Source organism: Scytonema sp. NUACC21, assembly GCF_054684315.1.
Window position 1 is genome coordinate 67603 of the sequence record NZ_BAAFZH010000070.1, and the last position, 25894, is coordinate 93496.

The 25894-nt window shown below is 41.8% G+C and carries 16 protein-coding genes, 4 pseudogenes and 1 riboswitch; of the genes and pseudogenes, 9 read left to right on the plus strand and 11 right to left on the minus strand.

Annotated features, from left to right (window positions below):
- Positions 1-2: 2 nt before the first annotated feature.
- The 6 genes and pseudogenes from ACYRY3_RS13115 to ACYRY3_RS13140 all read right to left on the minus strand — a co-directional run.
- Positions 3-1742 (minus strand): OmpA family protein, encoded by a 1740-nt coding sequence (locus tag ACYRY3_RS13115; protein ID WP_460202096.1) that lies wholly within the window; start codon positions 1740-1742, stop codon positions 3-5.
- Between the two features lie 67 nt (positions 1743-1809).
- The gene (locus ACYRY3_RS13120) at positions 1810-2415 is read right to left on the minus strand and encodes a hypothetical protein (protein ID WP_460202097.1); all 606 of its coding nucleotides are present in this window, start codon (positions 2413-2415) and stop codon (positions 1810-1812) included.
- Between the two features lie 430 nt (positions 2416-2845).
- The gene (locus tag ACYRY3_RS13125) at positions 2846-4183 is read right to left on the minus strand and encodes an ArsB/NhaD family transporter (protein WP_460202098.1); all 1338 of its coding nucleotides are present in this window, start codon (positions 4181-4183) and stop codon (positions 2846-2848) included.
- 257 nt (positions 4184-4440) lie between these two features.
- Positions 4441-5139 (minus strand): adenine nucleotide alpha hydrolase family protein, encoded by a 699-nt coding sequence (locus tag ACYRY3_RS13130; RefSeq protein WP_460202099.1) that lies wholly within the window; start codon positions 5137-5139, stop codon positions 4441-4443.
- A 180-nt stretch (positions 5140-5319) separates the two neighbouring features.
- Positions 5320-5528, minus strand: a riboswitch (cyclic di-AMP (ydaO/yuaA leader).
- Between the two features lie 66 nt (positions 5529-5594).
- Positions 5595-6434 (minus strand): ABC transporter ATP-binding protein, encoded by an 840-nt coding sequence (locus ACYRY3_RS13135; protein WP_460202100.1) that lies wholly within the window; start codon positions 6432-6434, stop codon positions 5595-5597.
- Positions 6435-6504: 70 nt separating this feature from the next.
- Positions 6505-7038, minus strand: a pseudogene (locus ACYRY3_RS13140) (twin-arginine translocation pathway signal protein); the annotation flags it as partial.
- On the opposite strand from ACYRY3_RS13140, the pseudogene ACYRY3_RS13145 reads away from it, so the two are divergent.
- From ACYRY3_RS13145 to ACYRY3_RS13160, 4 genes and pseudogenes are all read left to right on the plus strand, one after another.
- A pseudogene (locus ACYRY3_RS13145) lies at positions 7037-7879 on the plus strand (BREX system ATP-binding domain-containing protein); the annotation flags it as partial. The pseudogenes ACYRY3_RS13140 and ACYRY3_RS13145 sit on opposite strands and share 2 nt — an antisense overlap.
- Positions 7851-10076, plus strand: coding sequence for a DEAD/DEAH box helicase (locus ACYRY3_RS13150; RefSeq protein WP_460202101.1), 2226 nt, complete (start codon positions 7851-7853; stop codon positions 10074-10076). The pseudogene ACYRY3_RS13145 and the gene ACYRY3_RS13150, both read left to right, overlap by 29 nt.
- A gap of 83 nt (positions 10077-10159) precedes the next feature.
- Entirely contained in the window at positions 10160-11488 is a 1329-nt protein-coding gene (locus ACYRY3_RS13155) for an aromatic ring-hydroxylating dioxygenase subunit alpha (RefSeq protein ID WP_460202102.1), read from the plus strand.
- Positions 11489-12637 carry an alanine--glyoxylate aminotransferase family protein gene (locus ACYRY3_RS13160; RefSeq protein WP_460202103.1) on the plus strand — a complete coding sequence of 383 codons (1149 nt, stop codon included), beginning with the start codon at positions 11489-11491 and terminating at the stop codon, positions 12635-12637.
- Positions 12638-12737: 100 nt separating this feature from the next.
- Here ACYRY3_RS13160 and ACYRY3_RS13165 read toward each other — a convergent pair whose 3' ends face one another.
- The 3 genes and pseudogenes from ACYRY3_RS13165 to ACYRY3_RS13175 form a co-directional block, all read right to left on the minus strand.
- Entirely contained in the window at positions 12738-15095 is a 2358-nt protein-coding gene (locus tag ACYRY3_RS13165; RefSeq protein WP_460202104.1) for a ComEC/Rec2 family competence protein, read from the minus strand.
- 158 nt (positions 15096-15253) lie between these two features.
- The gene (locus ACYRY3_RS13170) at positions 15254-15733 is read right to left on the minus strand and encodes a DUF4079 domain-containing protein (RefSeq protein WP_460202105.1); all 480 of its coding nucleotides are present in this window, start codon (positions 15731-15733) and stop codon (positions 15254-15256) included.
- A 242-nt stretch (positions 15734-15975) separates the two neighbouring features.
- Positions 15976-16458: pseudogene (locus ACYRY3_RS13175) on the minus strand (glycine--tRNA ligase subunit alpha); the annotation flags it as partial.
- 2 nt (positions 16459-16460) lie between these two features.
- Here ACYRY3_RS13175 and ACYRY3_RS13180 point away from each other — a divergent pair.
- The 3 genes and pseudogenes from ACYRY3_RS13180 to ACYRY3_RS13190 form a co-directional block, all read left to right on the plus strand.
- A pseudogene (locus ACYRY3_RS13180) lies at positions 16461-17234 on the plus strand (aspartate-semialdehyde dehydrogenase); the annotation flags it as partial.
- 231 nt (positions 17235-17465) lie between these two features.
- Positions 17466-18350: a 4-hydroxy-tetrahydrodipicolinate synthase gene (gene dapA / locus ACYRY3_RS13185; protein WP_460202106.1), complete on the plus strand. Its 885-nt coding sequence runs from the start codon at positions 17466-17468 to the stop codon at positions 18348-18350.
- A gap of 319 nt (positions 18351-18669) precedes the next feature.
- A complete protein-coding gene (locus tag ACYRY3_RS13190; protein WP_460202107.1) occupies positions 18670-20442 on the plus strand; it encodes a ribonuclease J in 1773 nt (590 codons plus the stop codon).
- Here ACYRY3_RS13190 and ACYRY3_RS13195 read toward each other — a convergent pair whose 3' ends face one another.
- Positions 20443-21639: an anion transporter gene (locus ACYRY3_RS13195; RefSeq protein ID WP_460202108.1), complete on the minus strand. Its 1197-nt coding sequence runs from the start codon at positions 21637-21639 to the stop codon at positions 20443-20445.
- A gap of 644 nt (positions 21640-22283) precedes the next feature.
- On the opposite strand from ACYRY3_RS13195, the gene ACYRY3_RS13200 reads away from it, so the two are divergent.
- A complete protein-coding gene (locus tag ACYRY3_RS13200) occupies positions 22284-22661 on the plus strand; it encodes a Mo-dependent nitrogenase C-terminal domain-containing protein (protein WP_460202109.1) in 378 nt (125 codons plus the stop codon).
- 69 nt (positions 22662-22730) lie between these two features.
- On the opposite strand, the gene ACYRY3_RS13205 is transcribed toward ACYRY3_RS13200, so the two are convergent.
- On the minus strand, positions 22731-24686 hold the full coding sequence (locus ACYRY3_RS13205; RefSeq protein WP_460202110.1) for a caspase family protein: 1956 nt from the start codon (positions 24684-24686) through the stop codon (positions 22731-22733).
- Between the two features lie 556 nt (positions 24687-25242).
- Here ACYRY3_RS13205 and ACYRY3_RS13210 point away from each other — a divergent pair.
- Complete coding sequence (locus ACYRY3_RS13210; protein WP_460202113.1) at positions 25243-25785, plus strand: hypothetical protein; 543 nt, start codon at positions 25243-25245, stop codon at positions 25783-25785.
- Positions 25786-25894 lie beyond the last annotated feature (109 nt).

Genomic DNA, 25894 nt, shown 5'->3' on the forward strand with positions numbered 1-25894 from the left:
CCTTATTTTGTCATTTCTGATAAGAACACCTTAAATGATACCCTGCGGTTATAGCTTTTATCCTCTTCTACAAAACCTGTTCTTAAAGTTTGTCTATTACCAGCGCCCACGGCACTCAAATGACTGCTGTTGATGCCTTGAGTAGATAGGGAAAATAGAATTTTATCGGCACGGGCTTGACTGAGTATCATGTTTCTATCTTCTGTTCCAGTTCCATCGGTATACCCTATTATTTGAATGCGAATATCTTTTCCAATATGTTTAGCAGTCTTTAACAAATTTTCCATCTCCATGACTAAGTTTTGAAACTTCTTTTCCTCACCGGATAAAAACTCTGTTTTTCCTTGAAAAAATAACAATATTGTTTGCTCAATTTTCTTTTTAGAATCGTTTAATTGGCTAAGTTCAATGTCAACAAGATTTTGATATTGAAATTGAGTGACTCCAGGAATTGAATGCCATTGTTTTCGTGTCTCTAAAATCCACTGGTGGGGTGCAGAACCACTGGCGTGAAGAATACCTTTTTCATCTACTGCTAAGGATACGGTTTTGGGTGGTTTGAGAAATTCCACAGATCTTTTAGCAGTTATTTGAGGTTCAAACGACAAGTACCTTTCCCATCGACTAATAATTATTTTAGGATTGAGATGAGCTTGTTTTATAAGGGTGTTGGGATCTACAGCTAGAGAGTCTCGCATACCGGAAAGAAAATATTTTCCAAAGCGTGTTTCGGCTTTGATGACAACAATACCAGGTTGGGCGTCTAGTTGTTCTATAAAACTATTCCAACGCATATGGTTTCTAATAGCAAAAAAGCCCCAAATTCCAACACCAAAAACCATTGCACCTAAAAGAGTCAATGCATAGGGAGAATTCTTTTTTTCTAGATATTTGTATTGAAATGCCAAACAAGCTTCTAGAAAAGGTTTGCTGTCAGCAAATGGTTCTGTATCCCCTTCAAACGCAATCAGTTCTCTATTCAATTTCTGGTGAATTTTTTCTATTGCATCTTGAAAAACGAGTCTAAGTTCTTGAGGAGCATTTCCACGAATAATACCTGCTAGAACTGCTTGCGGTCCCTCTTCAACCCAAATTGTTAGTTCACCAAAATACAAGCTATGAAGTGCATCTTCTTTTTGTATATTGAAAGAATCTCTCACAAAATCTTGGATAGCGGTCAACATGGCTGACACCAAATCAGGGTCTTGAATAACGACTTGTGGCGCTACAATGTGTTGCAGTAACAGACCATTGTTTTTGTGAATCAGGAAAACCTGTTCCACCTGATACACCAGCGTGCGAAGCAGTACAACTTGGGCAAATGTTTTCCCAGTCATGAGCGCTTCTAATCTCCACTTCAAACTTTGTGGAGAAAAGCTGAATTCCAATGTTCTATCCAAGGATTGGATCATTTCTTGGAGGGCTGCTACTGCAGCTTTGCGGGTGGCTGGTCCTAGGATTGGAAAAATTGCAGTTGCCAGAACATCTTGGTCTTTTTGAATAGAAACTTGAATAGCTTGCTCGACGGTAGGAACGATTGCATCACTTAATTGCGGATCTTCTGCTCGTAAATGTGCTGCTTCTGGAAGCAACCGGCTAATATCTTCTGCTGTTATCTTTGGGTTGTCTAATCGCTCGTATATTTTCTCTAGTTTAGTTGGTTCCAAACCCAAAAGCAAACTACGCAGTTCATGAAGTTCATCACTAGTTGTTGAGCGATCGCTATTTGAAGATTTATTCATCAGTCAATAACACTATTTATAAATGAGTTATTAGGTACTTAAAATAACAGCTAACTACTAAAATTTTTCAATACTGGGAATTCAAACGGATAGCTAATTCGGATAAAAGAGTTGCAAGGGTACTACGGTCAGTTTTCTCAATGCGGATTTCTTGTGTTTCCCGCTGCAATAAAGCTATAATTTCTTCGTATTTTTGTCTAATATCATCTTGTAAACTTTTGGATTGATTAAGAATTTGCTCGCGGGTCTCACGTTGGTTACTATTAGTTTGTTCTTCAAACTGAAGCAATCTTTTTTCTAAAGATGTTGTTATTTTTCTATTGTCTTCAGCTAGTGCTTTCAACACCTCGCCACGTTCTCCTTGCTCGCTTTTTATTCTTTCTGTTAAAGATTCAACCTCATTTTTGACATATGTCTCTAGAGAGTCTAAACGTTTTCGAGTCTCTTCCCTAAGTTCGCCGCATTCTCTTGCCAAACGTTCTTCCAAGCGGATAAACCTTTTTTCTAGTTCCCGCATCTGATTGCCGAAAAGAATCTCTCTAACCTTAGCTAAACTGCTACCTTCTCCAATATCTACACCACCAGATAAAGCCTTGTTTAAATTTTGGTTTGACCCTGCTTGAGATGACTCCGCCCTAAGGCTGTGATTTTGTTCTGCGTCCGAGGGGTTCATTGTTTAAATCCTTTTTGCAACAACTAGGTTTGTGGTTTGCTGTTTTAGCATGGTCAGGGTAGGTGTTCCTGTTTACCTTACACTTACTCCCTTCCCACCAACCAGAAGATTACCGAAAGAGTTAAGTGGGGCTATGGCGCACCGCAAACCTGTAGCATACCCCACCCTACAAAATAGGTAATTTTAGAGCGGAAAAGAAGTAGTTCTATTGTCTACTGTAAAGTAACACTTTTAAATCAGCAGTGCTCTTTGTTCAATAAAAAATGCCAATCACCTACAATTTTACCCTTGGTTGTACCCACACCTAATGAGCCTGACCCCTTGGATAAAATATTTTAAGAAATGTTATATTTTATTATTTTTAATAAATAAAGCATATTAGCAAAAAAAGAGCATACGTATGCTCTTTTATATGCCATAAGAATAATTTCTACAGAAGAAAGCGAATTAACACATACACTGCAGAAACGATAAGTTGCAGTAACGTGACTGGCAAACCATACTTTAAAAAAGTGTTGAACGAGATGCGGCGTCCATGCTGTTCGGAAATCCCTGCTGCAACGATATTGGAAGATGCTCCTACTAAAGTCCCGTTTCCTCCTAAAGTTGCTCCAAACATCATGGCGTAAAAAAGTGGCAGTACCTCTGGGGGAAATTGTCCTTGAAAATCTGGTGCTAAAACTTCTGCTGGTGCCAAGCCGACATTAACGACATACTGTTTGAGTAATGGTACCATCGCTACAACCAGCGGAATATTGGGAACAACGCTAGACAATAGGCCAATAAAAAATATGAGAGATAAAGAACCAATGATAATATTTTTGCCTAAAATAGCCGCTAAAACTCCAGATAAACTTTTGATAACACCAGTTTTTTCTAGCCCACCAATTAGAACAAAAATACTCATAAAAAATATAAGTGTACTCCAATCTACATCCCGCAGTATATTATTGACTGTCTCAATTTTGCTTTTATGAGACAAAAGCATTGCTAACGCTGCTCCTAGCAAAGCAACAGCAGCAGGTGAAACCGGAATAGGTAGATATTCTCCTACAACGAAAAAAACTAACACAAAAGCAACTATGAAACCACCTATTATTAAAACTCCTGGATGATTTATTTGAGGGTGTGGTAATTGATCGAGATTTTCTAGCCTTGTGTTCCAAATCCTCCGAAATAAAAATGGTAATGTAACTATAACAGCAGCAACTGCGATCGCTCCCCCCATACTCAAGCGCCACAGATAATCTGTAAAGCTGATATTAATTGCGTCACCTACGATAAATGTAGCCGGATCTCCAACAATTGTTAGCAACCCTGCACTATTTGCGACAAACACCATAAGAATAAGCAAAGGTACAAAATTTACCCCTACTTCTTCTGCAATCGGTGGAATTAAAGGTGCTAGTAGCATAACTGTCGTCGCATTTGGCAAAAAAGCACAAATAGGGGTGGTAATCCCTACAATTCCTAACAGCAGACGATTCCCTCTTCCCTTTGCAAGGATAACCATTTGAGTAGCTAAGTATTCAAAAATCTTTGTTGGTTCAAATGCTCTTACCAGCACCATGACTCCAAAAAATAAACCCAGCGTTCCATGACTGTTGCCAATATAACCAACAGCATCTTCTAAAGTCATGACATTAGTGAAAACCAGTAACAATGCTCCTAATAACGCAGCAACTGTCAGGTTAACCCACTCTGTCATTATGAGTATAATAACGCTTATAAATGTGATAATACTAATAAGTGCTTGCCAGTTTTCCACAGGTACCTTCTCTATTTATTTTTGCTTGATTACACAAGAGTATACTAACTAAGTCGGGATAAATAAAGTTACAAGCGTGAGGGTTGTCATTTGTCATTTGTCTTGAGGACATAACTTGTGGCTAACAACTCTCAACACAGGGATATTTCATTTTGACCGCCTACCTAGATATATTCCCTACATTCCTTTTAAATTAAAAAAAACCCGACTTCTATAAAAATCCGGGTTTCTTTTATAATTACGCTAAATTATTGCCTCTAAGTGGATTTATCATTAATTAGACTCGGAATACCCAATACTGGACAAGGGAATTGAGAACCTAACCTTTGAATAATAGGATGATGCATTGAGTTACAGCCAAGAAAAAGTATATCGGCTGATTCTGAAACAACAACTCTCTTAAGTTCTGTAGCGACGCAACCAAACCGAAGATGTGCTTTAAACGAACTTTTCCATTCTGCAGCCAGAGAACTTGCTTGTCTTAAAATACGTTCTGCTTGTGCAAATCTATCTACGGATTTTTCTTCCTTTGGTAGGTAGAGTGTGTTGTCTTGAGATTTTGTTTGAGTTATAACACCCGCATCAAATTCTACAAGTGGAGCATTTTCTAAAAAGTGATATGGCACTTGTTCGTTTGCTCGGCTGTTTTCCACATCTTCTGTTGGCAAAACTTCTGCACCACCACTTATTGACCTATCTTCCATCACATAAACCACTTGAACTGTCACTGGCGATTTGGTAACCAAACAAGTTTGATGGGCAGTTAATAAAGCAATGTCTAGGGCAGTGTGACTATTAGGAGAACTGTTATAGCCGACGATTAAATTTACTGATTTTGCTGGGTGTGTTTCTTCAGAAACAGATATTTTTGATGTTGGAAGCAACACCATTTGCTCAATTAAATCATCTCTTCCAATTGCGTTCTGCAGGCGCACTAACAATGGCTTGATATTCACAGTTTTCTTCTCTCAGTACGAAACTACTTAATATAAGGAGAAGCGGGCCATTCAAAGGATAAAGTGTGAAGTATAAAGTCTAAAAATATTAGGTAATATCAGTATTTTCATCTTTCATACTTTATCCTTCATCCTTTCCAAGGAATCCCCAATCATAACTGTTATTACAGCCAAAGCTTTGGGGGTTCCTTCCATTGCCGACGGAGTTAGCTGACGGGCTAAGACTGGAAGGTGTCTCTCTTAAAGGATGAAGTATAAAGTGTGAAGGATGAAGTGAGAAAGAGCAGTTTCTCATTTATCCTTTATACTTTATCCTTTTATAAGATAAGCCCCAAAAATTGGTTCCTCCGCTCCAAATTTTAGAAATTTGAATTAGGCTACCCACTTAAAAAATCACTGCTTTGCGGGAAGCAAAGTTTTTTGTCAGCAGTCAACAATCAACTGTTAAGAAGTATTTACTCATCTTGAGTAAAGTATTTATCTAGGAAACTCAGGGCGTGGTTGCGAAGTTCATAGTACTCTTGCGAGTTTCGCATAGCGGTGCGATCGCGTGGATGAGGAAAAGGAACTTCTAAGATTTCCCCAATCCTAGCTGCAGGTCCATTGGTCATTAAAACGATACGGTCTGACATATAAATTGCCTCATCCACATCGTGGGTTACCATCATCACTGCTTGACGGTGGTTTTCCCAAATATCCAACACTTGCCGCTGCAACTTACCCCGAGTTAAGGCGTCTAGTGCCCCGAAAGGCTCGTCCATCAACAGCATTTTTGGACGAATTGCCAAAGCTCTCGCAATTCCAACACGCTGCTTCATTCCACCAGAAATTTCATCAGGGTATTTGTCAGCTGCCGCAGTTAAGTTTACCATTGCCAGGTGTTCATTAACAATGCTGATTTTTTCTGCTCTGGAGGAATCTTTCAGCACTTCATCCACCGCTAGCCGAATATTCTCCCGCACTGTTAACCAAGGTAACAGGGAATAGTGTTGAAACACCATCATGCGTTCTGCACCGGGTTTGCGAATTTCTTTACCATCCAATCTGACGGAACCAGAAGTCGCTTTTTCTAAACCGGCGACAATCTTTAAAAGCGTGGATTTCCCACAACCGGAGTGACCGATGACCGAAATATACTCATCTTCACCTATGGTGAGATTGACATCATCCAAAACGACAAATTGCCCTCCATCTGGTTTTGAATAGGACTTAAATAGATTTTCAATTTCCAGAAATGGAGTACTGCTAATGATTCGCGAATCGCTATTAGTTGAGAAGGAGGTTGATTTAGTCATGGTAGCTTGCAGGAGAGTTTGCAGTTGTAGAGCATTTGTAGAAACTTTGAGCGCAGTGTCTCTACAGAAGTTAAGACATATAAAAACGGGTGGGGGCGTTTGCTCTCATCTCAAAACTATTGAGATAGCCCACTGGATCGCTGGGATCGAATCCTTTATTGTCTATGAAAACTTCTGGGGCTTCCACTTTGAAATCTTCTTTGGGAGACTCAATACCCATCTCAGCAGCAATTTCACGATATAAATCTGCTCGCCAACCTTGTGCGGCAAGCTTTTCTGCATCTTTGGGAAATTCCTTAATTTGCCCCCAACGAGCCGCCTGAGTCATCAACCAAATACTTCTAGATCTCCACAAGAATGTGGAATGCTCTGCTGGCGCTTTGGGGATGTTATCGGGAATATCGAAGAAAATTGTCGTGTCGGCTGCTTTCATAGTGCGATCCTTACCATCAAAGCCGCCATAGTTGTAGTTGCCCAAAATCGCCGGACCTGTAAATTTTGTTGCTGGAGCACCCTGCTTTCTGGGTTTTGCCCCAGTGAAGGAACGATCCGTTATTAGTTCAGCAACTTCTTGACGGTTTTCTGGTTTGCTGCAGTATTGGCAATATATAGAAGATTTAGTTCACGGGTTTGATTTTGGTAGTGTCATTGTTGCATACTGGCGGGGCTATCGTTCGGATGAAGATAATTTGAAAAACGCTGCACTGAAATGGTTGCGGGGAGAATTTACAACAAAGATTGAGGCAAAAGCAGCCTTAGGAGTTCGTGTCATTATTGATGATGAAACATGGTATGACTACATTAAGTTATTAGCCAAGTTTGTGGCAGAGATTGGCTACAAGGGGCTGCTTGTACTGTTGGATGAAGCTGTGTACTTGTACAAGATATCCACAACAGTCACTCGCGAAAAAAATTACAATAGATTACTGGCAATGTTTAACGATACCATGCAATGCAAAGCAGAACATCTTGGCATTGTCATTGGTGGAACGACAAGATTTTTAGAAGATCAAAATCGGGGGCTGTTTTCAGATTCAGCTTGGCGAAGACGTACAAAAGAAAGCCGCTTTGTGTCCCAAGCAGGAGTTCAAGAGTTTTTGGGCCCAGTGCTGCGGCTTAATCCGCTAACAGAAGAAGAAATTTTCATGCTTTTGCAAAGATTAGCTGAGGTTCATGCTTTGAATTATAATTATGACAAATCTCTGACAAATAGACATTTAAAGGAGTTTGTCCGAGAAATTGTCACTCGCTTGGGTGCGGAAGCATTGCTGACTCCTGGCGAAATCGTGCGAGATTTTATTAGCATATTGAATATTCTCTACCAAAATTCAAGTTTGACTTTTAACGAAATCATTCACGATAGCAATTTTAAACCTACTGCTGTGGGTCAAGATAGAGATATAAATGTGGACGAGGATGATGATGTCGCAGAAATCACCTTGTAATATTTTTTCCAAACTTGCACCCTTTATTCAAGAATATATTTACGATCGCAACTGGAGTGAATTACGACCAGTTCAAATTGAAGCGTTGAAAGTTATCTTTAACACCGATGCTCACTTGCTAGTTGCTGCTGGTACTGCTTCGGGAAAGACAGAAGCAGCATTTCTGCCAGTTCTGACTCGGTTATATGAAAAGCCTAGTACTACAATTGGTGCATTATACATTAGTCCTATTAAAGCTTTAATTAACGACCAATTTGAACGCCTGAATCACTTGTTAAAAGAAGCAGAGATACCAGTTTGGCATTGGCATGGTGATGTTTCTCAAAGCCATAAAAGTAAGCTGCTTAAAAATCCAAAAGGTATTCTACAGATTACGCCAGAATCCCTAGAAAGCTTGTTATTGAACAAAAATAATGACCTTTTGCATTTATTTGGTGGTTTGCAATTTGTCATTATTGATGAAATTCACGTTTTTATGGGTTCAGAAAGAGGTTGTCAAATTCTTTGTCAGTTGGCGCGGTTGGGAAAGTTTATAAAAACAGAACCTCGAAGAATTGGCTTATCAGCAACTCTGGGTGATTATTCAATGGCCGAACAATGGTTGAGTTCTGGTAGTGACAAGGCGGTCATAACTCCAAAAATTGAAGGAGGAAAGCGTCAAATTAAGCTGGCTGTTGAGCATTTTTATGTTAACCGCCAAAATGCAGAGGTCGCGGAGACAAGAGACGGGAAAAGAGAGGGAAATATAGGTGTTTATGAAAGGTATATTTTTAACTTAACTAAATCTCGCAAATGCCTTATTTTTGCCAACAATAAATCTCAAACCGAATCTGTCATTGCATCATTACGTCAAATTGCTGCAGAAGAAGGAGAACCAGATATCTATCACGTACATCATGGTAGTATATCTGCTAGTTTACGTCAATCTGCTGAAACTGCCATGCGCGAACCTAATACTCCATCTGTGACTGCTGCGACGTTAACTTTAGAATTAGGTATAGATATAGGTTATTTAGAGCGAGTGATTCAGTTGGACTCTCCTCTTTCTGTCGCCAGTTTTTTACAAAGGTTAGGACGCACTGGGAGAAGAGGGAAACCAGCTGATATGCGCGTTGTGTGTGGTGAAGAGAAACTAGCATCAGAAACCTCTTTACCAGAACAAATTCCTTGGCAGCTTTTGCAGTGTATTGCTATTATTCAGCTTTATCTAGAAGAGCGTTGGATTGAACCAATTAAACCCCCTAAATATCCATTGAATTTGTTGTATCAACAGACTATGAGTATTTTAGCAGCAGCAGGAGAAATGTTACCTGCAAGTCTTGCAAAGCAGGTCTTAGGTCTACCAACTTTTGCTGCTATTTCTAGAGAAGATTTTAAACTCTTGTTAAATCACTTGATTGATATCAACCACATTCAATTAACTGAACAAGGAAAACTGATAATTGGTTTAGCAGGAGAAAAAGTTGTCAACAGGTTCCAATTTTATGCTGTTTTTTCTGAAAATAAAGAATATTTTGTGAAGCAGGGCAATACAGAAATCGGTACTATAGTGGCACCTCCTCTTGTGGGCAATTTCTTTGCCTTAGCTGGTAGAACTTGGGAAGTTTTGGAAGTTGATTTCAAAAAAAGGATTGTTTTAGTTAAGCCAGGAAAAGGTCAGGCTAGTAGTTACTGGCGTGGTGGAAGCGGCACTATACATACAAAGATTTTACAACGAATGCGGCAAGTTATGTTTGAAAATACAGAATATAGCTATTTACAAACTACCGCATTGAACAGGTTGCAAGCGATGCGCTTTTTGGCAAAAAAATTTGAATTAGATAAAAAACAATTTGTTCAATTAGAAAAGGATAAATGCTGCATCTTTCCTTGGTTGGGTACAGTTGCCTATCGTACCTTAGAAAGATTGCTCAACTGTTTTTGTCGTGAATCTTTAGAAATTCATGGCATAACTGGTAATAATCCTTATTTTTTAATAATTAAATTGGCACCAGAAAAAATTAAGACCTTACCATCAGAAATTATTTCTTTATGCGAGCAAAGAATTCTTAATGAAGCTTTAGTCAGCACTTCTGAAGCACCGGAAATACAAAAATATGATGAGTTTATTCCTTACCCTCTTTTACGTAAAGCATTTGTAAACGATTATTTAGATATGATGGAGCTTAGACAGCAAGTGGCTCTTTGGCAGACTTAATCTGCTAACCCATTTATGATTCTCCATCGCTAGGGCGATTATTCTTGAGTTCAAGAAAGTTTAAATTTTTTTACAAAAGTAAAATGCAATCTGAATTCAACTTTTTCCAAAACTGGTATCCCCTCTCCCCATTAGAAGACCTCGATCCACAACGACCAACACCAGTGACTATCTTGGGGCTGTGTTTGGTTATCTGGAAGCCGAAGTCGTCGGAGACTTTTCGGGTGTTTCTAGATCAATGCCCTCACCGTCTCGCACCTCTAAGTGAAGGGCGCATTGATGAGACAACTGGGAATTTAATGTGTAGCTATCACGGTTGGCAATTTGATTCTCAAGGAATTTGCACCCAGATTCCCCAAGCAGAAAACCCAGAACTTGTTACAAAAAATCAACAACTGTGTGCTGTTGCATTGCCTTGTCGTCAGGAAAATGATTTACTTTGGGTTTGGCCCGATGTTAAATCCGCCCAACAAGCTGCTACGACACCATTGCCTTTATCGCCTCAAGTGGATGAAAGCAAAGGTTTTGTTTGGTCTTCTTTTGTACGCGATTTGGAATATGACTGGCAAACTTTAGTTGAAAATTTGGCAGACCCCAGTCACGTTCCTTTTGCCCATCATGGAGTACAGGGCGATCGCAAACACGGAAGACCCATGCCCTTAGAGGTTGTGGAGTCTACACCAAATCTTATTCAACTCAAGATGGCAAGAAGCTTCAACACAACGATTACTTTCCAGCCACCCTGTCATTTAGAATACGCAATTAGTTTTGGAAATGAGGGAAAACAGATGGGGCTGGTAACTTATTGCATTCCAGTCTCTCCTGGCAAATCCAGGATTATCGCTCAATTTCCCCGTAACTTTGCCAAAACACTTCATCATCTCACACCCCGTTGGTGGAGCCATATCAAAACCCGAAATCAGGTGCTTGATGGAGATATGATTCTTTTGCATCAGCAAGAGTATTTTCTCCAACAGAGAAAATCACATGACAGCTGGAAAACTGCTTACAAATTAGCCACAAGCGCAGATCTTATGGTTATTGAGTTTCGGAAGTGGTTTGATAAATACTGTGACGGACAGTTACCTTGGAGCGAAGTTGGTATCAGTGTTCCAGAAAGTTTGAAAATTAACGATAATCGTCAGGAATTACTGGATCGCTACAGACAACACACCCAACATTGCAGTAGCTGTCGGGGTGCGCTTAAAAACATACAGCGCCTACAATGGGTACTTTTGGTATCCTCTGTCATTATTGTTTCAGTAGTAGCAACCCTTCCCGATATCCTTCGGGTGAGACTCGGTGTACCCTTGATTGTTTTGGCACTTGCCAGCCTATCAGCTTACGCTTGGCTCAAATTCTGGTTGAGCCCTAAATTTTACTTTGTAGATTATGTCCATGCTGAGAAATAAATGACCCAAACACGCTCAATTAACAATAACGGACGATTACAACTCGCTCCTCTTGCAGTGCCATCTCGACTTTTGTTGGGACCCGGACCATCCAATGCCCATCCTGCAGTTCTTGAAGCGATGAACACCCCTCCCGTTGGGCATCTTGACCCAGCTTTTTTAGGGCTCATGGATGAGATTCAGTCCCTCCTGCGCTACGTATGGCAGACAGAAAACCCTTTGACAATTGCAGTTTCTGGTACGGGAACTGCTGCAATGGAAGCAACGATCGCCAATACTGTAGAACCTGGTGATGTTGTCTTGGTTGGTGTTATGGGTTACTTTGGCAATCGTCTTGTTGATATGGCTGGGCGATACGGGGCAGATGTCAGAACCATAACAAAACCTTGGGGACAAGTGTTTGCTCTGGATGAACTGCGAAGTGCGTTGGCAACTCATCATCCGGCTATTTTAGCTTTAGTTCATGCTGAAACTTCTACGGGAGCACGTCAACCACTAGAAGGTGTTGGCGATCTATGTCGTGAATTTGGCTGTTTGCTACTGGTAGATACAGTGACGAGCTTGGGCGGTGTCCCGATATTTTTGGATGAGTGGGGAGTTGATTTGGCTTACAGTTGCAGTCAGAAAGGGTTGGGTTGTCCACCCGGCGCTTCACCCTTTACAATGAGTCCCCGTGCAGCTGAAAAATTGCAGAAACGTCCAAATAAGGTACCTAACTGGTATTTGGATATGACTTTGCTGAACAAGTACTGGGGTCAAGAACGCACCTATCATCATACTGCTCCTATTAATTTGTATTACGCACTGCGAGAGGCATTACGTTTGATTGCAGAAGAGGGGCTGGAAAACTGCTGGCAGCGCCATCAAAAGAATGCAGAATATCTTTGGAATAGTTTAGAGGGCTTGGGGCTGACTTTGCACGTTCAGCGAGAGTTTCGGCTACCCACCCTCACAACTGTTCGCATTCCAGAAGGGGTCGATGGTAAGGCGATCGCACGACAGTTGTTGAACGAATATAATATTGAAATTGGGGGAGGTTTAGGTGAACTTGCCGGTCAAGTTTGGCGCGTTGGACTTATGGGCTTTAATAGCCGTACAGAACGTGTTGATAAGCTGGTTGACGCATTGCGGCAGGTTTTGCCTAAATAAAAAAACTTCAATTTTTACATCATGAATTTATGAGTGGGATGGGCGTTTCGCCCGTCCCAAAGGACAATCTACCCACAGTACAAACATTCCTCGAGCTCGGTCATAAGGTAGAAGTTTTATTTTCTGCTACCTGAACAAACGTCTCAAACTGACCATTGGGAGTCCACTGAACAGCGCCATCTCTTCCTGTAAAGAACAGTTTTGTTTGACTTTGCTGCAGTTCCGATAGGGTTTTGGGATCGAGGTTCCCAGTAGGTGCGATCGCAATCTGTGGCTGTAGTGCGGGAATGAGTTCTTTAAGTAAGCGATCTGCACACCACAGCACTTGCGGACGAGGAAGCCCCCCCGCAGTTGTCAACTGGCGCAGTTGAGTTGGTTCAATGTCACCCACAAACAACCAGTTTTGATTGAAAACCTGCAATTGTAGTATAGGTAACTCATTATTAAGTAATTGTACTAAAGCTGAATCTGTATTTACCGTTTGACCCATTGACAAAGGTTGATACACTCCTTTGTTTTTTTGTAATTCCTTTTGAATAGCCAAACTCGTCATGCTATTCTCTGCCTGAGGAGAATATTCATAGAAAGTAGCGATCGGTAAATCTTGTAGTATTTCTAACCAACTATTGCTACTATTTCGTTGCAGGTCGGAAGCAATCGCCCAATCTATTTTATTGGCTCCTTGCTGTTGTAAAAATGGCACTATTGTGAAACGTCCAGCGTCTTCATCACCACTATTAATTAGTGTTATTTTTCCTTGATTTTGAATAACCACAATTGGGTCTTGACCGGATGCTAGCAAGGTTACCCGAGATAAAGTGTTTGCGGAATGCCAAACAGGGATGAATACTAAACCAAGGGCGATTGTCGTAGCAAACCACCACCGCTTTTGCCACCAACGTACCAACCAAACCAAACTTATCAATAGATAAATTGCTAACATTTGACCAGTGGAGATGCTGCCCACAGCTAAGGATTTTCCTGGTAAACTAGCGAAAAATTCTACCATTTGAATAAGCAAATGTGTTGGATGATACAATACACCGGACGCCGTACTGCCTAGATCGGTTGAGATTAGGCTTGCTAAGGCACCAATCATTCCACCAAGACTAATGATGGAAATGAGAGGAGTAGCTAGAACATTGACTATTAGACCGTAACTTGGTACTACACTAAAAAGATATAGCTGTAAGGGCAATGTCCAAATCGTGGCGGCAAGGGGAACTGAAATTAAGGAAGCTATGGTGGGTGGCAACCATTGCAACCTTTGATTTATTGGACTGGCTGAAACGATTAATCCAAGTGTTGCTAAAAAGCTAAGTTGAAATCCCAAATCCCAAATCCACTGTGGATTAAAGAGTAACATGAGTACTGCGCCAACCAGTAGCGACCCTAACTGGTTGACTTGGCGTTTCAATCCCATGCCAATTAATGCCGCGAATCCCATGATGACAGCTCTCACAACTGGTGCGAGAAAACCTGCTAAACTTAAAAAAATTAAAAGAGCAGCAGTTCCAAGTAAAACTTGGGTTACTCTTTTTGTTTTGGATGTTAACGCCAATACTACACCTAAAATTAAAGCAGTTTGATACCCTGAAGCTGCTAATGCGTGAGCTAAGCCAACTTTGATAAAGTTATCGCGAATGTCGTAGGGTAAATCAACAGGTTTGCTACCCAAAACCATCGCACTGACAAAGGGACCTTCTGGAACACCCAACCACCGAACTTGCGATCGCACAATGCGTTCCCGAATTTTCCACCATCCCCATCGATCTCCCTCATCCAGTATACTCAGTTGTCTTCCACTCAAGCCAGAAAAAGCCCCCTCTTGCTTGAGAAATTTTTGAAAATCATATCCACCGGGATTGAGTAATGGTTTTGGCTTGTATAAAATGCCAGTCACAGCAACTTGTTGACTGGGATGCAATCCGGTTGCTTGAAGTATGGGTACAGTTACATACAACTTTCCTCCTACTGCTTTACTTGTACCAGATGGGCTGCTTTCACTCTTGACTTCGTCTAACTGAGTTGCTTGCAGCCAAAACTGACCGCGTTGACTGCGGGTTAGACGGGGTGTGCTAAGTATTTCACCGCGAATAATAAAAAGTTGTTCTTGATTATTGCTATTTTCAGGTGGGACAAACTGACTGATGTCGTTTTTTACGGGTTGAGGAACTCGTGTTTGAAAATATACGCTCGCCAACAATCCCACAACTCCAGCAACTAACCATATTTTAGAAGGGAGGAAAGCTTCTGGCGCTCCTGATGCTGTCTGAGCCAATGCTTGAGAATTGTTCTTTTTTCTAAGGGATTGTCTAATACTCACTTGTTGTCTTTTAGACAAAACAGCGCCTGCTATGCCAGAAACTAATAACCAAAGACCACCCCCAGGAACTGCTGTTAATAGTAGTCCTAGAATGTAGAAAAGACAGATAATGACACCACTTACCTGAATCATTAAACAAATAACCTGGAAAATAGAATTCAGGGCTATACAGGCAAAGTCCGCCTAGGCGGACTTTATCTACAGATTTATTCAGCCTGGGTAGGCAAGCTTTTTTTGTATAGCCTTAGACTTCCAGTCTGAAGGTGTAACAAGATTTTTGCAAGAGTTTTTTAAAAACTTGTGCCCAATCTTATACCTAGCACAGTATGTACAACCATGAGACAAAGAGCTGTAGTGCCTAAATAAGCGTGGAGCATACGTAACGAAGCTTTATTTCCTGCAAAACCACTTAGGGAAATTGCACCATTAACCAATAACAGTAACAACACAGCTGAACCTGTCCAAAAGTGTGAGCTTTCCAGAATTGGCTGACGCTGCATCACTAGAGACAATACTCCACCTGTGTAACCAAGCGCCATGAACAGAAACATCCAAGGTGCTATCTTACGATGATCGCTCCGGCTTTTCATTGCAGCGTCTTTGTCTTCTACGAGTCGTCCCCTCCAGCCTGTAAATCCAACAAAACTACCCATGACAAAAATCACAATTCCCATCATAACGGGATGCCCCCAATGCACTATGGGGTAAGGGATTCCCAAAGACCGAAACCAAGCTGCAATAGGTTCTAGAATTTCACTGAGATTGCCCATAGGTCACAAACCTTGATTTTTAGCAAAATAACACCTACTAAAAATATCTAGCAATTTTGTGCGCTTATCATAGCGAAAGCCAATTTATGCTAATTTTAAATTTTTTTTACATCAAGGACACAAAGGTTTATAATACCCCTTTGCGCCTTATTGTCTAGTTTTTCTTCGTCTTTAGTTACAAGGTAAGTCAGTCGGTACAAATAAAGTTAAAAGCGTGAGAACCGTCCTAGTTTACTTACTCATTAACTGTCCTGTTTGTTTAAAAGCGGAAAACCTAACTTCTCCCGTTGCTCTACGTAAAGTTGCGCTACTTTACGTGCCAAATGGCGGATTCTTCCGATATATCGAGTTCTTTCTGTAACAGAAATGACTCCTCTAGCGTCTAACAAGTTGAAGGTGTGCGAACACTTTAATACGTAATCTAAGCTGGGTAGCACTAGTCCTCTTTCTGTTAGTTGCTGCGCTTCTTGCTCGTACATATTAAATAGTGTGAGCAGCATTTCTGGATTGGAGGCTTCAAAGTTGTAAACGCACTGTTCAATCTCTCCTTGAAGATGAACATCTCCATAAGTAATATTATCTGTCCAGCGAATTTTAACCATTGCTTCTACTCCTTGGAGATACATTGCCAATCTCTCCAAACCATAGGTAATCTCAATCGACACGGGACGGCAGTCAAGCCCTCCACATTGCTGGAAGTAGGTAAATTGAGTCATTTCCATCCCGTGCTGTGGTAATTGATAATTCCAGTGCATTTCGCATGAATCCGGAAGTTCCCTTGGTTGTTCCAGAGGTGAACCCAGAAGCCGCAGCAAATCACCAAGGCATTATTGCTAACCCCAATTGCACCACCATCTTGATGGCAGTAGTGGTTTGGCCGTTGCATAAAGTTATACCTGTACGGCGAATTGTAGCTGCAACCTACCAATCCGCAAGTGGTGCTGGTGCTAGGGCAATGGAAGAAGTCAAAACCCAAGCAAGCGCTATTCTAGCTGGCAAGGAACCTGTTACTGAAGTCTTTCCCTATCCGTTGGCGTTTAATTTATTTCCCCACAACACCCCATTGAACGATATGGGGTACTGTGAGGAAGAAATGAAAATGGTTAACGACACCCGTAAAATCTTTGGCAACCAAAGGATAAAAATCACTGCTACCTGTGTACGGGTGCCCGTACTCCGCGCCCACTCAGAAGCGATTAACCTGGAATTTGAGAAGCCATTCAACCCAGATAAAGCGCGAGAAATCTTGTGTCAGGCTCCTGGTGTCAAATTGGTGGAAAATTGGAAGGCAAATTATTTTCCAATGCCAATCGAAGCTACGGGTCAGGATGATGTTTTAGTTGGCAGAATTCGTCAAGATATTTCCCATACCTATGGCTTAGATTTGTGGCTTTGTGGTGACCAAATCCGTAAGGGTGCAGCTTTGAACGCCGTACAAATTGCTGAGTTATTGGTTGAAAAAAATTGGCTGAAATCGCAACAGTTAGTAGTTAGTGGTTAGTAGTGAGTAGTGAGTAGTGAGTAGTGAGTAGTGAGTAGTGAGTGGGGGTGAATGATTATGTACCTCCATTGGCATACTATAAGAACCCAAGTACTAGTTATGCTGCTACTAACCACTAACCATTAACAAATGCGTACATTACGGTTGCAAGTTAGGATCGAATAGGTTATCACAATATAAAACCACCAAGGCGCAAAGAAAACACTGAGAAAAATTAGGAGTGAACAGAGGGTGGTAGATTTTGGTAGAGTTCTAACCGCTATGATCGCACCGTTTCGTGAAGACGGTAGTGTCAATTATGATGTAGCAGCAGAACTAGCGTTGCACTTGGCTAACAATGGTACAGATACACTCGTGGTGTGTGGTACAACTGGGGAATCTCCTACCTTGACCTGGGATGAGGAATACCGGTTATTTTCTGTAGTGCTAAAAGCTGTAGAAGGAAAAGCTTTTGTGATGGCAGGCTGTGGTTCAAATTCCACCAAAGAAGCCATTGCAGCTACCCAAAAGGCAGCTACAATAGGAGTACATGGCACACTGCAAGTGGTTCCTTACTACAACAAACCGCCCCAAGCGGGACTATATCAGCATTTTCAGGCAATAGCTCAAGCCACGCCCGAATTGCCATTATTGTTGTATAATGTACCTGGGCGCACCGGTCAAAATCTTCAACCGCAGACAGTGGCACGGTTAGCCGAAATTGATAATATTATTGGCATAAAAGAAGCCAGTGGAAATTTAGATCAAGCAAGTGAAATTCGCCGCTTGACACCAAAAGAGTTCCAGATATACTCTGGCGATGATTCGCTGACACTACCCTTGTTAGCAGTGGGGGCAAAGGGCGTAGTCAGTGTGGCATCTCATTTGGTAGGCAACCAACTGCAAGAAATGATTCAAGCCTTTGAATCCGGTCAAAATCACCTCGCCAGGGACATACATCTCCGACTCTTGCCTTTGTTTAAAGCTTTATTTGCAACTACCAATCCCATTCCAGTTAAGCAAGCAATGAACTTAGTAGGTTGGAAAGTTGGTTCAACTCGTCTACCTCTATCAGAAGCAGATTCAGAAATCAGTCAAAAGTTAGAAACAGTTCTCACCGAACTTGGTCTACTTTAGCAGCAACTGATTCAGGGCTTGCAGGCAAGTTATTTGTTGAAAAGATTTATAAGAAGATTGTGCGTGGTTTTACCCTATTTCAGGCGCAAATCCTGTGCTAAGACTGAAATGAATATAATTATGAATCCAAAGCTTTTTAAGCCGATTTAAATCAACAATTAAACATTCGCTTTCCTATTCAATTGCTGTCAGCCTCGTATTGGAGACTGTCGCTCAAGTTTCTATTACACAAGTCATCTAAATTTCAACCTTTAAAGAACAGAGAAAAAAACTCTAAAATCTCACATTTTTAACGATTAAGTAACAATCTAGGGAGAAAATGGTTAAAAACGAATCTTCTGCCGCCCTAAAAATTATTCCTTTGGGTGGTTTGCACGAAATTGGCAAAAATACCTGTGTATTTGAGTATGAGGATGAAATGATCCTCTTAGATGCAGGCTTAGCTTTTCCTACAGAAGCAATGCACGGAGTCAATATTGTCCTTCCAGATATGACCTATGTCCGGGAAAACCGTCACAAAATTCAAGGGATGATTGTGACTCACGGTCATGAAGACCATATCGGTGGCATAGCTTTTCACCTGAAGCAATTTGAGATTCCCGTGATTCACGGTCCTCGGTTGGCAATGGCTATGCTAGAGGGTAAATTGGAAGAAGCAGGTGTGCGCGATCGCACGGAATTAAGAACTGTTTCTCCTCGTGATGTAGTACGCATTGGCAAACATTTCTTTGTTGAGTTCATTCGCAACACCCACTCGATTGCTGATAGCTTTACAGTAGCAATTCATACACCTCTTGGTGTGGTCATTCACACGGGAGATTTTAAATTTGACCACACACCAGTAGATGGTGAACGTTTTGATATACAAAGGTTAGCCGAACACGGTGAAAAAGGCGTTCTCTGCTTGATGAGTGACTCCACTAACTCCGAAGTACCGGGATTCACACCTTCAGAACGTTCGGTCTATCCAAATTTAGACAGAGTCTTCAGTCAAGCTACAGGACGACTCTTCGTGACAACCTTTGCCTCAAGCGTGCATCGCATTAACATGATTTTGCAGCTGGCACAAAAGTATAAACGCACGGTGACTGTAGTTGGGCGTTCCATGCTAAACTTGATTGCCCACGCTCGCAATCTAGGCTACATCAAGTGCGATGATAATCTCCTGCAACCGTTGCACGTTGTCCGCAACCTACCAGACGAAAATGTACTCATCTTGACAACTGGTTCTCAAGGCGAACCAATGTCAGCCATGACCAGAATCGCCAACCAGGAACATCCCCACATCAAAATTCGCCAAGGAGATACAGTTGTCTTCTCAGCCAATCCCATTCCTGGGAATACCATCGCAGTGGTTACCGTCATCGACAAATTGATGATGCAAGGGGCACATGTCGTGTATGGTCGCGATAAAGGAATTCACGTCTCCGGTCATGGATGTCAGGAAGACCAAAAACTGATGATTGCCTTAACCAAACCTAAATTCTTCCTCCCAGTTCACGGGGAACACCGGATGTTGGTGAAGCACAGCGAAACAGCCCAAAGCATGGGTATTCCTGCTGAAAATATGATAATCATCCAGAATGGCAGCGTTGTTGAGTTGACACAAGATTCAATCCGTGCTGCAGGTAAGGTATCTGCAGGTCTGGAACTGGTAGATACTTCCGGTAGCGGTATGGTTAGTGCTAAAGTGTTGCACGAACGGCAACGCATGGCAGAGGAAGGCATTGTCACAATCGCAACAGCAATAGATTGGACTGGTAAGTTGATGGCAAAGCCAGAAATTCATTTGCGAGGAGTTGTGACAACTATCGAGCGATCGCTGCTACAAAAATGGGTACAACAGCGACTTGAGGAAATCCTTACCATTCGTTGGTCAGAATTTAACCAATCTATGAATGGCGAACAACCACAAGTAGACTGGATGGGATTGCAAGAGCATTTAGAAAAGGAACTAGCACGCTCCTTACGACGGGAACTCCATTGTCAACCTACTGTAACATTACTGATGCAAATTCCTGATGAGCCTCCGGTGAAAGTTGCCGATGGTAGAAGAAGGCGCACCCGTACCGCGGCTCAAGTGGCATCATAGTCAGCAAATCCACAAATAGGTTAACACTAGAGTTAGCAAAGTCAGTGGCAACCCAAAACGCAAATGCTGCAAAAAAGTTAGCTTATAGCCCAACTGAGCAGCAGCCTCCACAACAATGAGGTTAGCCACTGAACCAAACAAAGTGAGATTTCCAGCTAACGTCGAACCTGCTGCAAGCAATAGCCAAGATTGGGGATCGTCTTTAGGAATCAAAGGCTGAAGAAGCAACACAGCAGGAACATTAGAAATTAGGTTAGATAGTATAGCCGTCACACTCAAAAGACCTGCAGGAGAACGAGCTGCATCGGTAAACGGCTCAAGCAAATTTAACTTCTGGGTGACTTTAGAGAGGATGAACAGCCCAGAAAACATCACCAGCAGATTCCAATCCACCTGTTTGAGAATGCGCTGTGGTTTAATTCGCCGAGTGAGCAACAACAAACTAGCTGCAACTAAGGCAGATTCGGCAAGAGGTAAACCCACAGCAAAAGCAATCAGCAACCCAGTGGTGATGGCTAAAGTTTTTTGATAAAGGGGTTTGTAAATCCGTTCCCTACCAATAGGCAATTGCTCGCTAGGTTTTGTTGAGCGCACATCTGGATAAAGCAACCACAGCAGCCCGACTTGCAGGACTAAGCCTATCAAAGCAATGGGAGTCAATGCTCGTGAAAAATCGAGATAACTAATTCCTGAGAAAGAGCCAATCAGAATATTTTGAGGATTTCCGCTCAAGGTAGCTACAGAACCAATATTCGTTGCTCCAGCTACTGCAAGCAAATAAGGGATTGGGTTCAAATTCAAGCGTCTTGTCAGGTTTAAAGTCAACGGTGTAAAAACCAGTGCCAAAGTGTCGTTGAGAAAAAAGGCGGAAAGAATACCACTGCCAAAAGTTAAGGCACTTATCAACCCCAATGGACTGCGGGTAAAACTCAGCAACACCGACAGCGATCGCGGAAAGAACCCAGCGAAAGACAAATTAGCATTAACGACCATCATGCTTAGCAAAAACACAATCGTGTTGGCATCAATGGCGTCCCACGCTTCTTGCAACTGCACAACGCCCAAAGCAATGAGAAATGCCGAACCGACCAAGGCGATTGTGGCGCGGTTCATGCGTAAACCGGGAAGATAACCCAATGCCAACCCCAAGTAGGTCAGCCCTAAGACACTGTAAATGGCAAATTGGCGCAGAAGCACAACTTTATCAGGCTATTGACATCATATATACAGACCAATAGCAAAATTACTTATTTTCCATTGTAATAGGATTGATTCAGCACTTAGAGAAAATGCAGGGAAATTACTGATAATTTCTCATATCTAGTGCTGATTGCCTAGTTTAACTAATTTATTTACTTTTTCCTATTTATACTTAACTTTTAGTCTTATTTACACCTGATATTTTATTAACCATAACAATGATAAAACTTTTTGTCTAAAATCAATGTAGAATCTACGTAGCTTGGCTAGATGCTAATAATCAACTTCTCCTAAAATTTACCAGTATTTTTACTTAAGAAAAAGGCTGGTATGGAGTTGTAAAATAAAGTTTTGTAAAAGTTCCTATTAGCTCTACCCAAAGGTAGATGTCTTTATTAAAATTTAATCGTTGTGTCAAGTTATAAAGAAGATATCCTTACCACAGTTCCGATCAAAAGGGAATTTTTGTTAACTTGACGTAATGTAGGATGGGAACAAACCATTAGCTACTCCATCATCAGGATTTACAGATCGTCAGATCGCATCTCAGTCAGAACAAGATTCTTCCGGGACGAGTCGTGACAATGTTGTAGATTTTCATCAAACGGTTGAAGACCCTCAGTCTAATAGAGGAGTGCAAAATGAAGGTATACCATAATACCCCAAAAAGGATTTTTTTTGCAAGCTGGGTATCGTTAAATCAAGCACAAGAGAATGAAGGTAAAGCAGGTGGGTTGCAACGTCCTTCTTTCAAGGCTCGCATTGATATTCTCAAACCATTACGGCAGTGGTTGGACAATTTTCAAGTACGAGAACGCAGTCTAGCTCATCGTTTGTGCAAAATGATTCCGGCTCAGTGCCCCTTTGAACGCGACGTAAAACTATTTGGTAAAACTCTGTTTCATATCCCGCCAATGTGCAAGCTGAACCCCTTATATGAAGAAGTGGTTAGCTTGCGTTTTAGAGCATTGTGCTATTTAGCTGATGAATGCGGCGAGGATATAACACAATACTGTTAAGTCTTAGTCTATAGTCTACAGTCCACAGTTACAGATAACGACTATTGACTCTTGACTATTGACTCTTAACTACTGACTATTTTGTTGCCATTTCTGAATTGCTTCCTGAGCTTCTTTGTAAGCTGCCGTCCCTTCTGGAACTAACCTAGCAGTTTCAATAGCTGGCTTAAGTTGTCCTCGGTTAGCACGCCTTTCAGCAAGATTCAAAATTTGTTCGCTCCACGTGTCAATAGATTTTTTGGCAATCTCATAACCCGGTTGACCTCGTGGTACTCTCTTAGCAACTTCGATGGCGCGATTGTAAGTGGAAGCCTGTCCCGGTCGAACTAAACCACTAGCCGCATCTACGAGAGTTGTGTTACTCACATACTGCTTTGCCTGTAATCGCCATTGTTTAATGGAAACTTGTGCCTTCGGGTAAGCTGATTCGCCTTTTGCAATTAACTGCGCCGCGGCGATCGCATCTGCATAACGTCTTTCCTGAGCGCGACCCTCCGCCAATTCTAAAATCATACTGTTCCAAATTTTGATATTCTCTTGGGCTCTTTGGTAAAGAGGGTCTGGTGGTTTAATTTCACGAGCTTTAATAACAGCCAAGCGTAATTCGCTAGCCTGATTTGGTGTTAGTGACATTTTCTCCAAGTCCATAAGGGCTTGGTTTCGCTTTTCAGACTCATCTGAGTTAGAAGCGGGTTGAGAAGTGGGTTGAGAAGTGGGTTGAGAAGTGGGCTGAGAAGTAGGTTGAGAAGTGGGTTGAGAAGTAGGTTGAGAAGTGGGTTGGGAAGTGGGTTGAGGACTACTTACTTGGGGATCTGGTCGTGTTGGTGCTGCAAGTGGCACAGTTTTAGCTTTTGGTGGAACTCGAATAACACTGGGATCGCTAGTATCCGTAGTCCGAGATGATACGGGTAAAATCCTTCCCAATCTGAATCCCATGCGATCGCGAAGAACAATGACTGCGATGATGCATAAAACCAGCATCGTAGCCACACTCCCCAATAGAAGTTTTGGCACAAATGAGCTTGTTCCTTTTTTAGAGGAAGTGGGGAGTGGGGATGAGGGGACTGAAGAAGATGAGACAGCTGGGGTTGAATTGTCTTCCTTGTTCGCGTCCGTTACCTCAACAGGGAGGGCTTCCTCATGAAGCAGGTTCCCCAGCTCCTGTGCTGCTGAGCTTTCTTGCTCCCCTACTTCCCGACTCGCCGTCTCTTCCCCAATAGAAGGAGCAGCAAATACAATCGGTGTAAATTCTTCTCGAATCACAGCAGAGGCGCTTTTTTTGTCCCTTTTATCATCAAATTGCGGCAAGATAATTTGCCCTTCTAGTGTGAAGACAGTGACAGGATTTTGTGTAGGACGCCAGTGATGTTGGCACAGTTCTGGGGTACGAACGCTTAAGTACTTGTCTAGATGCGCTAAACTGCTCCCATAACCGAAACGCAAAGCTTCCAAAAATGCTGCTGTAAAGAATCCATGACCTAATTCCCTACTTTCATAAGAGAATTGTTCTGGTTGGCAAGAAACAACAGTAGGAATTCGTAATTCTTTTGCAAGTTCCAACGTTTCTTGACCGACAAAAGCATTTGCTTGGGCTCCTAAAGCACGATTGATATCAAGTACCAAGAATGCATTAAGAGCAGCAACTTGCAGAGTTTGCATAATCGATTGCACATCGATCCCCGTTTCCTCAATGCGATTGGGTTGTCCATCCATTGGCATTAAGTAATCCTGTCCTTTAGCGTTTGCGCCATAGCCGCTAAAGAAAAACCACACACGGTCTTGAGGTTTAAAGTAGGATGCGCCCAAGTCTTCAAGCAACAGCAAAATGTTTTCCTTAGTAGGAGTTGTCGATCTATCTCCAAAAGGTGGTGAAGTATCTGTCATTAACAGACACTGTTGTGGTGTAAAACCACCATTCGTAGCTAAAAAATCTTTTACCGCCTCAGCATCAGCTTGAGCGTAACCTAGGGGTTGATAAAACTGATATTGATTGATGCCAATGGCGATCGCCCAATTATTTGCCATCGCGCTCTTTGTTAGTTATTGTTTGTCTTTGTATGGTGGGTTGCTTTGAAAATAAGTAAGTCGGCGGGATTAAACACTACTTTAAATGAGCACTGTTAGTGGTTAGCAGGTAGTGGTTAGTAGGGGCGTAGCGGTATTTTTCGTCCCTAGTACAACAAACAGTAGCTCAACATTTCTTTACATAGTTAGGTTTATCTGCGGCAACCTACTTAACAAAGTTAACCATCACTTTATTTAGTCTAGGTGATTCTTATCTCAAGATAAGAAGCTAACTGCAATCGTTCACCAGCGACCGGGGATCGGTCAACAGTAAGCACCCAAACGCTGGCAAGTGGTAACTGATAGCTGTTGAAGTATGAAGTATGTACTGAAGCCAAAACTCTCAATAGTGAAGTATAAAATTTTCATCCTTGAGCCTTATACTTAATACTTTTTTGTCAATCCCAGTTTCCGGTTATCAGTGAGGAGCCATAAAGTTATGAGGAGGAGCCGTGTTTCCAAGCTATCAAGAATTATTCCCTTTACAATCAGTCCCTTAAAAACACTTATTCAATCTATGCCATTCATCGGCAAGAAAATCCGGATAGGTTCTGCTGTATTTGTGCTGAGTACGGTGGTTCCTGTTTGGTTAGCCAGCGAAGCTATTGTCCCCCAAGTTGTACAAGCTTACACTGCCAGAGTTAACCTTTCAATTGACAGATGGCCTGAAGAAAATTACGAAACCCTATTAAGTAGAGCAGAAGCAGCAGCCAGAGCAGCAGCTCAACGCAGCTTTGACCAAGACATTTTGGTAACAGATGTTTCTATAATCGTTTCCGTACAAAATTATGGAGCGATCGCACCAGTTCTGGAATTGAAAGTGAGCCGTCCTCAATGGCGCAATCGTCCAGATACAAAACTGTGGGCAACTTACTACAAAACAGCGCGATTTCTACTATTTTTTGGAGGCGAATTCTCAAAAGCCCCAACTGATAGCCCAAATAGTACCAATCTACCAGTTCCAGGACCGGGAAGCGCCAATCCAACGGTAAAGACACAACCTGCAAATGTTCCGCCGAACACCGCACCACCTCCACCCCCAAAACAGCCAGCAAAATAGCAATTTCTACTCAAACCCAGGACGGTACCCGGCTTCTTAGCATACAATAGTGAAGTTGTGAAAAATTGCATTATCCGCAAAAATGGCTGTTCCAAAGACGAAAACATCC

Excerpts from the sequence above, each read along its gene's own strand:
- ACYRY3_RS13160 (WP_460202103.1), top strand. The coding sequence starts at position 11,489 with ATGACCCAAACACGCTCAATTAACAATAACGGACGATTACAACTCGCT.
- ACYRY3_RS13155 (WP_460202102.1), top strand. The coding sequence starts at position 10,160 with ATGCAATCTGAATTCAACTTTTTCCAAAACTGGTATCCCCTCTCCCCA.
- ACYRY3_RS13210 (WP_460202113.1), top strand. The coding sequence starts at position 25,243 with ATGCCATTCATCGGCAAGAAAATCCGGATAGGTTCTGCTGTATTTGTG.
- ACYRY3_RS13115 (WP_460202096.1), bottom strand. The coding sequence starts at position 1,742 with ATGAATAAATCTTCAAATAGCGATCGCTCAACAACTAGTGATGAACTT.
- ACYRY3_RS13200 (WP_460202109.1), top strand. The coding sequence starts at position 22,284 with ATGAAGGTATACCATAATACCCCAAAAAGGATTTTTTTTGCAAGCTGG.
- ACYRY3_RS13190 (WP_460202107.1), top strand. The coding sequence starts at position 18,670 with ATGGTTAAAAACGAATCTTCTGCCGCCCTAAAAATTATTCCTTTGGGT.
- ACYRY3_RS13165 (WP_460202104.1), bottom strand. The coding sequence starts at position 15,095 with ATGATTCAGGTAAGTGGTGTCATTATCTGTCTTTTCTACATTCTAGGA.
- ACYRY3_RS13135 (WP_460202100.1), bottom strand. The coding sequence starts at position 6,434 with ATGACTAAATCAACCTCCTTCTCAACTAATAGCGATTCGCGAATCATT.
- ACYRY3_RS13170 (WP_460202105.1), bottom strand. The coding sequence starts at position 15,733 with ATGGGCAATCTCAGTGAAATTCTAGAACCTATTGCAGCTTGGTTTCGG.
- ACYRY3_RS13205 (WP_460202110.1), bottom strand. The coding sequence starts at position 24,686 with ATGGCAAATAATTGGGCGATCGCCATTGGCATCAATCAATATCAGTTT.
- ACYRY3_RS13120 (WP_460202097.1), bottom strand. The coding sequence starts at position 2,415 with ATGAACCCCTCGGACGCAGAACAAAATCACAGCCTTAGGGCGGAGTCA.
- ACYRY3_RS13150 (WP_460202101.1), top strand. The coding sequence starts at position 7,851 with ATGATGATGTCGCAGAAATCACCTTGTAATATTTTTTCCAAACTTGCA.